This is a genomic window from Moorena sp. SIO4G3, assembly GCF_010692305.1.
Classification (GTDB): Bacteria; Cyanobacteriota; Cyanobacteriia; order Cyanobacteriales; family Coleofasciculaceae; genus Moorena; species Moorena producens_A.
In genome coordinates, this window is record NZ_JAAHIG010000292.1 from 1 (window position 1) to 11,207 (window position 11,207).

9 protein-coding genes, 1 tRNA gene and 1 pseudogene are annotated in these 11,207 nt (G+C 44.5%); 2 read left to right on the top strand and 9 right to left on the bottom strand.

Going from position 1 to position 11,207, the window contains the following annotated elements; genetic code table 11:
- Positions 1-451: 451 nt before the first annotated feature.
- The 8 genes from rplA to F6J99_RS33380 all read right to left on the bottom strand — a co-directional run bounded on the left by rplA (position 452) and on the right by F6J99_RS33380 (position 8,207).
- The gene (rplA, locus tag F6J99_RS33345) at positions 452-1,168 is read right to left on the bottom strand and encodes a 50S ribosomal protein L1 (protein WP_293119502.1); all 717 of its coding nucleotides are present in this window, start codon (positions 1,166-1,168) and stop codon (positions 452-454) included.
- 189 nt (positions 1,169-1,357) lie between these two features.
- A complete protein-coding gene (gene rplK / locus F6J99_RS33350) occupies positions 1,358-1,783 on the bottom strand; it encodes a 50S ribosomal protein L11 (protein WP_070394159.1) in 426 nt (141 codons plus the stop codon).
- Between the two features lie 10 nt (positions 1,784-1,793).
- Complete coding sequence (gene nusG, locus F6J99_RS33355) at positions 1,794-2,411, bottom strand: transcription termination/antitermination protein NusG (protein WP_070394160.1); 618 nt, start codon at positions 2,409-2,411, stop codon at positions 1,794-1,796.
- Positions 2,411-2,638, bottom strand: coding sequence for a preprotein translocase subunit SecE (secE, locus tag F6J99_RS33360; protein WP_070394161.1), 228 nt, complete (start codon positions 2,636-2,638; stop codon positions 2,411-2,413). Before secE ends, nusG begins: the two co-directional genes overlap by 1 nt.
- Positions 2,639-3,037: 399 nt before the next feature.
- Positions 3,038-3,110 (bottom strand) — tRNA-Trp (locus F6J99_RS33365).
- Between the two features lie 94 nt (positions 3,111-3,204).
- On the bottom strand, positions 3,205-3,567 hold the full coding sequence (rplS, locus tag F6J99_RS33370; protein WP_070394162.1) for a 50S ribosomal protein L19: 363 nt from the start codon (positions 3,565-3,567) through the stop codon (positions 3,205-3,207).
- A 153-nt stretch (positions 3,568-3,720) separates the two neighbouring features.
- Positions 3,721-4,854 (bottom strand): hypothetical protein, encoded by a 1,134-nt coding sequence (locus tag F6J99_RS33375; RefSeq protein WP_293119506.1) that lies wholly within the window; start codon positions 4,852-4,854, stop codon positions 3,721-3,723.
- Positions 4,855-5,204: 350 nt separating this feature from the next.
- A complete protein-coding gene (locus F6J99_RS33380; protein WP_293119508.1) occupies positions 5,205-8,207 on the bottom strand; it encodes a phospholipid carrier-dependent glycosyltransferase in 3,003 nt (1,000 codons plus the stop codon).
- A gap of 146 nt (positions 8,208-8,353) precedes the next feature.
- Between F6J99_RS33380 and F6J99_RS33385 the strand changes: the two genes are divergently transcribed.
- On the top strand, positions 8,354-8,644 hold the full coding sequence (locus F6J99_RS33385) for a helix-turn-helix transcriptional regulator (protein WP_293119510.1): 291 nt from the start codon (positions 8,354-8,356) through the stop codon (positions 8,642-8,644).
- A gap of 477 nt (positions 8,645-9,121) precedes the next feature.
- Positions 9,122-10,021, top strand: a complete 900-nt coding sequence (locus F6J99_RS33390; protein ID WP_293119512.1) for a DUF1838 family protein — start codon at positions 9,122-9,124, stop codon at positions 10,019-10,021.
- A 330-nt stretch (positions 10,022-10,351) separates the two neighbouring features.
- Here the strand turns inward: F6J99_RS33390 and F6J99_RS33395 are convergent.
- Positions 10,352-11,207 (bottom strand): annotated as a pseudogene (locus tag F6J99_RS33395) (hypothetical protein); the annotation flags it as partial.

Genomic DNA, 11,207 nt, shown 5'->3' on the forward strand with positions numbered 1-11,207 from the left:
CATATCTCTTAATGGGGTGGACTTTCACCACCATCCGTTAAACAGTTAGAAATTCGGGTTTTTCCCGCGATTCCCCTAAGTCATACCCCTCCTATCTCAGGAGGCTCCTACTTAGAACGAGCCGCACTCTACTTTAAGGTCAAACAATTGCGGGTCTCTGACCCGGTTGTGCCTCGGATTTTCAGCCTGTACCCATATCTATATAGTACTCTAGCGCTAGGAAAGTGTCAGCCTTTTTGGCAAAGTTGTATCTAGGCGACTAAAGTCGCTACCTGGCTTTCATCCCGGAGACGAAACCTTAAAATAAGGCAGCCTTAATCATAAAGTTTTAACCCTTTTACCCATAGCCGACCAACCATAAAGGCTGCCTTATTTTTGCGGTAACTTCTGACCCGGTTTGAAAACACGGGGCTTTCAGCCTGGAGCAGTTCCGTAATTTCTAATCTCGGTTTTACGCAGCACCCTCAAGCTTGATTTCACGCAGAATAGCAATATCCACTTCAATCGATGGACCCATGCTGGCAGACACATATAGAGTACGCCAATAGCGACCTTTCGCGCCAGATGGGCGATTGCGGTCGATAGTTTCCTGCAAAGCCTTCAGATTCACCAGTAAGTCTTCGGGGCTAAAGGATGCCTTACCAAACATAACATGAACAATGCCAGTACGGTCAGCCCTAAATTCTAGTTTACCAGCTTTGAATTCTTGAATTGCCTGAGCTATGTCATTAGTAACTGTACCACCTTTAGGAGAAGGCATCAAGCCCCGTGGTCCGAGGAGACGACCCAATCTGGCTACTTTGGGCATCATGTCCGGCGTAGCAATTAGCCGGTCAAAATCCATCATCCCATTTTGAATTTCTGCAATTAACTCCTCAGAACCGGCAATGTCTGCCCCTGCATTAGTAGCTTCCGAGACTTTCTCACCCCGAGCAATCACTGCTACTCGTATCGTCTGACCTGTTCCCTTCGGTAAAGCCACTGTAGTGCGCAGTTGCTGGTCAGTATACTTTGGGTCAATGCCTAAGCGAATATGGGCTTCAGCGGATTCCGAAAATTTGGCCGTGGCTGTTTCTTTGAGGAGTTTGAGAGCTTCTATGGGTTCATAAGGTCGCTCTTCAACCTTCTTTTTTAGTTCCTGTAATCGACGCGATGGTTTCTTTGGCATCTGTATCTCCTGGGGTACTTAGCGAAGTAAAACTCCTCCCCCTCTATGGTTTACGTTAATACATTGGAGTTGAAAGTTGAAAGTTGAAAGTTGAAAGTTGAAAGTTAAAAGTTGAAAGTTGAAATTTCCAGGTTACAGCGTCAATTCATCTTTCATCCTTGATCCTTCATCCTTGATCTTTCATCATTACTAATCGGTTATGGCTACACCCATGTTTCTAGCTGTGCCTTCCACAATTTTCATTGCCGCTTCTATATCATTAGCATTGAGGTCAGGCATTTTAGTTTGGGCTATTTCTTGCAGCTGGGAGCGAGTAAGGGTGCCAACTCTAGTGCGGTTAGGTTGTGCTGACCCTTTCTCAATACCAGCAGCTTTCTTGATCAGTACAGATGCTGGTGGGGTTTTGAGGATAAAGGTAAAGCTTCGATCCTCAAACACCGAAATTTCCACTGGTATCACCATACCAGCTTGATCAGCAGTTTTGGCATTGTACTCTTTACAGAATGCCATAATATTGACCCCGTGCTGACCGAGTGCTGGTCCGACGGGGGGAGCTGGGTTAGCTTTCCCAGCTGGAAGCGCTAACTTAATTAATGCAACAACTTTTTTAGCCATGATCTAGGGTCTAGCTTGTTTTTTCAATCTGATTGAACTCCAATTCTACTGGTGTATCCCGCCCAAAGATCGAGAGTAACGCTTTGAGTTTGCTCCTTTCGGGGCTAACTTCAATCACTTCCCCTTCAAATTCTTTAAACGGACCAGATAGCACCATAATTTTGTCCCCTACTGCCATATCTACTTTGACAATCGGCTCTTGCTCTTCGGTTTGCTTGAAGATCCGCTCTACTTCACCATAGCTGAGGGGTACGGGTTTAACATGTCCTCTGCCACGCCCGTAGCGGCGTTTTTGTTCTGCCCCAACAAAATTAATCACATTTGGTGTGTTTTTGACAACTTGCCAAGCTTCATCATCCATCACCATCTGGACTAACACATAGCCAGGGAAAACTTTTTCTTCGCTGTGTTGCCGAGAACCATCCTTACGGATTTTCACCGTAGGTGTTTGGGGAATCTGCACTTTCAAAATCCGGTCCCCTACATCCATCGTCTGAATGCGCTGTTCCAAGTTCGTCTTAACCCGTTTTTCACAGCCAGAAGCCACTTGAACTGCGTACCAACGTGGACTTGCAGGTTTTGATACCTCTTGATCGAAATCTTGGGATTCGTCTGCAGCAAAACTCATCAAAATACCTGTCCTGATGCCCAGGAAAATAAACCATCTACCAAGTAAATTATGGTGGCAGACAGAATGACCATCAACAATACCGCTGCTGATTCACTAATTAACTGTTGCCGAGAAGGCCAAACGACTTTAGCGAGTTCTTCTTTGGTTTCGTTGAAGAAATTACCTAGGTTAAACCCAGATTCAGTTTCTTTAGTCTCTGGTTCAGCTTTTGTTTTCTTTGCCACAACTTCTCCTTTCCCCCATCAACGCATTTATATCGGTCTACCATGGTCGGTGCTGAGTGCTATGTGAGCATCGTGCTGAATCAATCCAGCCAGGGATTAGATAACACAAGTAGGCTTTACTGGAGGTGCGACCCGTGGCGAATTTAATCCGCCAAGTAAGAGCGCACCTATGTCAATTTCCTGTTCCTTGCATCGGGGATAGTCTAGCTGGTAATGCCCCAGCCACAAAAATCCGCTAGTCCTGATGCTTGAGTCAAACTGTTCTACTCAGCCCCCTCAACTGACGGACTTCCACTGGATTTGCTCAGCTAAACCCTGGCATCCCACAGGTGCGACCCGCAGCGAATCGAATCCGCTAAGGAAAAGCGCACCTAACTTTTGTATTCTATCAATTTTGAGCGCGCCCTGGAGGACTCGAACCCCCGACATCAGGTTTTGGAGACCTGCGTTCTACCAACTGAACTAAGGACGCAGATGGAGTAGAGAGGTAGAGGTTAACCTCTCGCTTTATTTAGTTTACCCTAATTTTGGCATTTACACCAACCTGATGCTAGGCCAGAAAAAGGTTATAAACTACGGTCAAAGCGTTGTTTGATGCGAGTAGCCTTACCAACGCGATCGCGTAAATAGTATAGCTTAGCTCGACGCACCTTGCCTCGACGGACTACTTTTATATTAGCAATTTTTGGAGAATGGAGTAGAAAAACCCGTTCCACACCAACCCCTTGGAAAATCCGGCGTACTGTAATCGTTTCATTAATGCCACCATTGCGCATGGCAATCACAGTGCCTTCATAGGGTTGAACCCGTTCCTTATTACCTTCTTTAATCCGTACCCCCACCCGCACGGTGTCACCGACGTAGATGGTAGGGACGTTTTCCTTTAGTTGTTCCGCTTCAAGGGAACGAATGATTTCTTGAGCATTCATGGTTTTTGCTTATGCCTAAAAGCACCAGTTTTTGATTATATCCGAAAGAAACACTTGAAGTCTAGATTTTTTTGGGAAAACGTAGGACTTCAGCACCACTACCTGTGTCTGTGTCTGTCTATTTGGTGTAAATAGCTGATCTGGTAGCTGTATCTACTCTCTGTTGCTTGCTTTTTTCCCTTGAGTACTCAAACGTGTAGCTATCATACCAAGGGCTAGTAAACCTAATGTAGCAGTAGGTTCATTAACACTAGCCTCAGAGGCGCTAGGCTCAGAGAACACTGGATACAGGAACTGGCGACCAGCGTAGTCATCATTAACCAATGGGCTAAGGTTAGTGACTGGGTTGCCTGGAGCTATGCCTAGTCCCCGGGATTCCATCAGAATATCTACGCCTGGGGTGTCAACACCCGGATCCTGATCTGGAACTGTAAACAATGAAAATGGCGAAGCGGCTGGATTGAGGGGATCGATTAGTTGGGCGATCGGGTTGCTTAATGTTGCATTAGCTGTGGCGCTAGTACTGCCATCATAGTTGTCGTCGATAAATCTATTAGCACTGATGTCTCCCTCGATATCCCCTAATCCAATGGCATGACCGATCTCGTGGGTCAACAATCGCCTAAAAAAGTCGAGGGTATATACTGTTCCGGCATTATTGTTGAAGGTGATATCTGCTCCGACAATGGCGCTTGAGCCTGCATAATTTTCCGTTCCGGAGGTGAGAGTTACGGTATCATTGATGTAATAGAAAAACGCTTCACCTTGGGGTGAGGTATTTCCAGGATTCCAGAACGTTGCATTGGTCGAGGCAAACAGGTCAATCTCCGCACCATCTGGGTGAACGTCTCCTCTACCGGTGCCTATTACTTGTGTCTCTAAATCTGCTACAAATGATAAATCGGTACCTAAACCAGATACTGGATCAACTACAGTCCAGGCGTTGAACGCAGCCTCAATGGCATTTTGAAACTCATTGACACTAGGAACAATATCCCAGGTGAATAAATCCCGGTAAGCTTGATAGGAACCGCCCTGTAGTGAGTATCGCAATCCGCCCTCCAGGGAACGCTCTCTTCCATGGATAGTCCTTGGAGCTGCATCCCATCGGGAGCCACCTTCGAGTGTGCTACCAGACCGGTTAAAAATTACAAAAGCGTCAGAGCGTGCTGGGTTAGCAACTTCAATCGCGGCAAAACTCAAAACAGACCCTAGGATGGCTAGTGATAGGTTTTGTGTCAGTTTGAGTAAATCAATAGGTTGTTTGTTTTTGAAGTTTGTTTTCATAAAATTGTTAATTTTAATATCTTAAAATCTATGGGCAGGTTAGTTTTAAAAACATCAAATAACCTAGTTTTTTATAGGCTTTAATTAAATTAAATATAAACTTGAAGTAAATTACCTCAATAAAAATACTGAAAATTTTCAAATAAATATAGTAAATTTGATGATAAATATTAAGCGATCGGGATGGGAAATTGGTATGACTAACGACAAATACGCAAAGAACACGAAGACTAAAAAGAAATAGTCCTTTTGAGCCATTGATTCACAATTTATTCACAATGAAATAATATTAGCGATCGCGTAGCGTGGCCGTTCGCGTAGCGTGGCCAAAAGGCCAAAAGGCCATCGCTTTAAAGTTCTAATCCCTGAATAACACTCCAAGCTTTGAACACATTACCTTGCATCAAGGCAGCTATACCAGATAGGGCTTGTAGTTCGGGAATAGTCGGGTTGATTTTAAGGGCAGGTTTTAGGGCATTTTCTCCATCTTTTCCATCCCAATCATAGAGATAGACGAAGGCAAGATAAGCGTGAGCATAGGGATTTTGGGGGTCAAGTTGGGTGACTCGCTTTAATGCTGCGATCGCACCTTCTACATCTTGCTGCAATACCCTACTCAAGGCCAGAGCATAGGCCAAGTCTAGGTTATTCGGTTCCAATTCCAGCCGATAGCTTAAGGCTAAATCTGCTTGCTCTAAGTAGTCCTGAATCGGATCGTACTGGTTAATGCGGGCAGTTTCTTCAAACACCGGTTCTAGGCCATTGAGTCCTTTAGGTAAATTAGTGGACAATATCCGCATTTGGGTGATTAAATCTAGTTCTGGTGCAGGTATGGGGGTAGCGGCTGGATCGATGGTCAAGGTAACGGTTGGTACTTGTATCGGATAAGTTTCGCCAGTTTGTCGATTGAGGTAAGTTGCTTTCAGGGTGTAGCTTCCAGCTGGGATATCTGCTGGGGGAAACATCGCCATCCGTTCAATGACTTGAAATTGGGAATTGGCAGGTGGTAATTGGGAAGAGTGTAGTTCTCCCATGGCAATACCATGGTCGTGTAACCATCGGTGGATGGAAGGTTGAAGGTTAGTTTGGGTTGAAGGTTGAAGGTTAGTTTGGGTTGAAGGTTGAAGGTTAGTTTGGGTTGAAGGTTGAAGGTTAGCATCGGTTGAAGGTTGAAGGTTGTTAGGTTGCAGGTTAGTTTCCGTTAAACCTTCAACCTTGGCCAAAAGGCCACCCTTCGCGAACAACTGGCCAACCTTGGCCAAAAGGCCACGCTTCGCGAACAACTTGTTAACCTTGGCCAAAAGGCCACGCTTCGCGAACAACTGGTCAACCTTGGCCAAAAGGCCACGCTTCGCGAACAACTGGCCAACCTTCAACTGGCCAACCTTCAACGGGTCAACCTTCAACTGGCCAACCTTGGCCAAAAGGCCACGCTTTCGGCAAAGCCGACGCTGCGCGAACGCGAACAACTCTACCGGTTGCCAGGTTAGGATAACGATGCCAGATTGTAATTGCTCCCAAGAACCAGTCCACTGATAAGTTACTGGTACAGGTACTCCAGCAGGAGATGTTTCTGGTATGGTGACTTGGTCTAATTTAACTCTGGAATTTGAAGTGAGAGTAGTGCTGTTCGCGTAGCGTGGCCTTTTGGCCAGGGAAGTATTGCCATTGAAACTAGTGGGTTTTATGGATGATTGGTCACCCACAGGCTTTATCGATAATGGTTTTACCGCTATTGGTGGCTGCCGCTTGTGATACAGTTTCAGTTGGCTAGCATCGGGTAAGTCCCAAGTCTGGTGTAGCTCAAACTCTGACCCTTGCTCAACTTCCTGAACAATAGCTGCTTGGGATTCTGGGATTGACCCTTGGGCACCAGTTTTAGTGAGGAACCAAGAAAGCGATCGCATATCCTGTTTCACTTGTTTGGCTTGGGTTCCCACTTGACGCCCGTATACTTGGAAATTGGCTAATGCACCATAATAATTGAAGTTGTGTTGGTTAATGTCTGGGGTTGACGGTAATACTCCTAAGTTAGAGCGCAAGTAAGGTTGAGTCTTGATGATTTCAGCAATTACCTTCCGATGAGGCCATGGCTGTCCTAAGTAGGGCAAATGTTGTACACGGGGACTAAGTAATTGAGTCAATCCTCTACCTCCTAATGGAAATAGATTCAACATCATCAGTACAGTTGCTAGCCCTACCGTGGTCCAACGCATCGGTTTACCCCAACGATTAGTCCAGCAGGTTAAACCATAAGCCAGAAACAGTGATAGCACTGGAACTAATGGCAAGATATAGCGAGCATCTTTATTAATATTCAATGAACACAATAGATAACCACCCACTATGAAGACCCCTAGCCAGGTTAGTGACCAGATGGGGGGATAGGGGGATGGCAGATTGTTCTGTTTTGCGATAGAAGATTGCTTGAGCCAATACTTGAGCCCATAAATTAATAGTCCTACTATCGGTATTAACAACAGCGGCCAAGAGATCAGGTAAGGTAAGATTTTCCAGTAGTAAACCCAAGCATCAAGGGTATTGAGGGCTGGGTCTCCTTCTGCGATCGCGGAATCAATGGTTGCTCGCTTGCCAGAGGTCAATATCAACAACCAATTAATCCGGTACCATGGACCAAATAGCAAAACTGATACCAGCAAACCCCCGATTAACTGAGCTAACCTTTGCCATTGCCTCTGCCACAGAACCCTGATCCCAGCCCAAACGATTGGCACGAATAGAAAAAATAAGGCGGTTTGCTTAACTAGCAAGGCTAATCCTAAACAAACCCCAAACCCCAACCCCCACAACCATCCTTGTCTTACTCTGGTTCGCGATAAGGGTGTCTTGGCTCTTCCCAAACTCCACCACACTGTCAGAGACCAAAAACACAAACTGACTACTGTGGTTAATGGATAATCCAGCAAAAATTCTAAACGGTAGCGATATAGTCCTGGTAACAACATTACTAAACCAGCAGCCCATAACCCTACCTGGCGGTTAAATAACACCAGCCCTAATCCATAAACTGAAGCAATTAGCACTCCACTACATAAAACTAGCGCTATCGTAGCTAGCTCTGGTCCGGTTCCAAACAGCTGCTGAACCATTGCGGCAATAATATAAGTCAATGGCGGGACTTTTGAGGAAATTGCCCAAAAACTGCTCCACCACTCCCCAGAGAACCACTCAGGATGCTGCAACGCCTGCCAGTAATTCAAGGAACCAGTCAAATAATCCGCCTGGTCCCAAGCTGGGACAGAGTGATCTAGGGCAAACCAAATGCGATCGCAAAATCCACTCCCTAGCCAAATTAGTCCTAAAATTACTGGATCTCTAAAGCGTCTTTTCATAGTGGTGAGTGCTAGGTGCTCAGATCAATTAGCTACAACAATCTTACCTGTAGTGATTGAGTAAATTGATATTGAACGGGTAATCTTGAGAAAGGGTTTATTTCAACAAAACCCAGATGTTCATACCTATGTAGAGGAGGAAGAAGATGACTAAGACTTCTGATGCGATTAAAATTCTTAACAAGAAGATTCGTACCGACCCCGAAATGGAGGGAATGATAGCAGAAGCTTCTCTTAATGCAGAGGTGGCACAGTTGATTTATGAAGCCAGAACAAAAGCGGGGTTAACCCAGAAACAGCTTGCAGAACTTGTAGGTACAAAGCAGCCTGTGATTGCACGACTTGAAGATGCTGATTATGAAGGACATTCCCTTTCTATGTTGCAAAAAATCGCTCGCGCTCTCAATCAGCGGGTAGCGATCGCGTTTATCCTCTGATCAAAAAGGGGCGATCGCGCAAAGCACATTTCCTTGGCAGGTCGATTCACAGTTTTAGCATTCAACCCGCACCAAGCCCAAGTCTCACCCGATAGGAGACCGGTCGTTGAATGCGAGACAGGAATTAATTCTAATTTTTTGGAACTTTCGCGCCTCTCTACTGTAGTAGAATAGAGAAGAATTTGCTGGACTACATAGCTTAAAAAGCTGAGGCAGCAAAAACAGATCAATTTTAAAACAAGTGGAGCCTGACGTTTTCCTCACTAGAAAACGCGCTCTGAGGGAACCCATAGTAGTACCTCGAACGGGCAAGGGTTGACCGACCTGTAGCGTTAACCGACCCTTAGATCGATGCTCCGCGAACGTTTCCTAGTTCCTCCGCGCTTTAAAAAGCGGTGCGACCCCGGCGCGAGGTTCCAACGCCCACACCGAACGCGCACCAAGAGAGACGCGGTTTACCTACTCCCGTGAAGTCAGATGAAAAATTGGGCTCAATATTTAATGGTTTTACTGCTGGTGTGTGGCATTAATTACTTCGGGAAACAATCCATTTTTGCTCAAACCAAATCCCTTGACTTAAATGAACCAAAAGATGCCCTCACCGCTTATCGGAAAATTTTTTGCTCTTTAACAGATGGAAAACCGGTGATTTACTGGTGGAAAGGTCAGGTTTATAGTCGGATTCCAGGGGAAAAAGATCGTCATTTGTTCAATATACAAGGAATGAATATTCGAGCCTGTGGTAGGGTGACCGATGAGGATGAAAATGTGGGTTATCGCTTAGTTTCCAGAGAAGTCATGTTATACCTTGACCCAGAAACAAATGAGATTTTATCAACTTGGTCTAACCCTTGGTTAAATCGAGAAGTTAAAGTATTTCATGTAGCCAACGATCCGGTCAATGGAAAACCTCGATTTCCTGATCAAACTAAGTTCAATGGTCTGGTTGAAAATGGTACAGTTATCCTTAATTTTGTCATTCCCTTATTTTATCCCAATGCCTTGGGAGGAGATTACCAAAATTATATTGGTGGAACGTATCATGCTATGGAAATATTCAACTACTTTCTTCCCGCTTCACAACTTATGCCTAGAACTAATAATGCTGTAGAACAAGTTAATATTTCTTGGACTCGTATTTCTAAATGGCTACCGTGGATGGAAATGGGCGACCGCCCTGGAGTGCTGATTTTTACAGGGGCGGGATTGCGTTTAAAGAGTTGGGATGATTTACCCCTGTTTTTTCAGCAGGAAATAGAAACAAATTATCCTCTGTTTAGTTCTCCTCCATCCCTCGACGATGAACGTCCGAATCAAACTTCTTGGACAACTTTTAAAGAATATATTGATAGAAAATTTATCGCTCCACAAAACTAAGTTATCGCTACTTATTTTACAGAATTAACCTTTTGTTGTGTTACGCTCGGGACGTGACTATTGAATCAGTGGTAAAGTTAACTGTAATCCTTACTGGCTCTAGCTTACAGTGCGTGCAACATTGGAGTAGATTTTGTGGCTCACCCTACACCCCCTACCACCTACTCGCCGCCTAACCCACCCTACACCAGGATTTAAGCAAAGTTTAACCAACAGTCCTCAATCTAGGTGGGTTAAGGCGGACAGCTGTCTTAAAAGGTGAGGTTTTGCAGTACTCGCCGCCTAACCCACCCTACACCAGGATTTAAGCAAAGTTTAACCAACAGTCTCTTAAAGCCTTAACTTCCCGAGGGGCTTCACCTTCGACTCATCAAACCACTCTATTTTAGTACTATACTTTTCCTCAAGTCCCTGTTGCAAATGCTCAGAGGGATAAAATAGAAATACATCACTAAACCCTTGAGGAATATCGGGAATAGTAGGGGGAATGACTAACTGGAATTTTACCTGAGGATTTAATAAATAACTAAGAGAAATCACATCCCCAGGATTCACTGAAGAAACATTGCTAACTACCAGAGGTCGCTCAGCTTGATTAATTATCCTAGCGATAGTAGGATTGTTACCCCCAACTTGCTTGTTCCACCAGATTTCTGTTTGGGAACTAATAGCACAAGAGATAACTCCCCCTGTAAGCAGCACAGCTACTATTCCTTTCCAGACTTTCTGTATTCTTAAATTAGCCTTTATTAAAGTAGCCCTGGATAGATACCCAGTTATAGAACTAGTAATTACATAAGCAACAGCCAGCTGCACTCCGATATAGCAAGGTAGGAAATACCGACTACTTACTGAACGTCGTCCTCCCCAAATTAAGTCTGGTAAGATTAACCCTAATGCAGTAATAACGATTAACGTTAAAACCAGTAACCAAACTCGCTGGGTAGTATAACGACAGATAAAATAAATTGCATATCCCACAAAACTCACTAAAATTGGTGGGATTATATAGGTAAATGGATGCTCCAGTGGTATTCCAATATCAAAAAAGATAAAACTAAGGTTTATCCCCCAGATTTTTACCAAAAATGATAAAGGTACTTGAATAGTTGTCCAATGGGTTTTATGCTGAATGATAGCTAAGTTAGTAACCACTACAACTAACCAAGGGGAAAAGGCTAGAAAC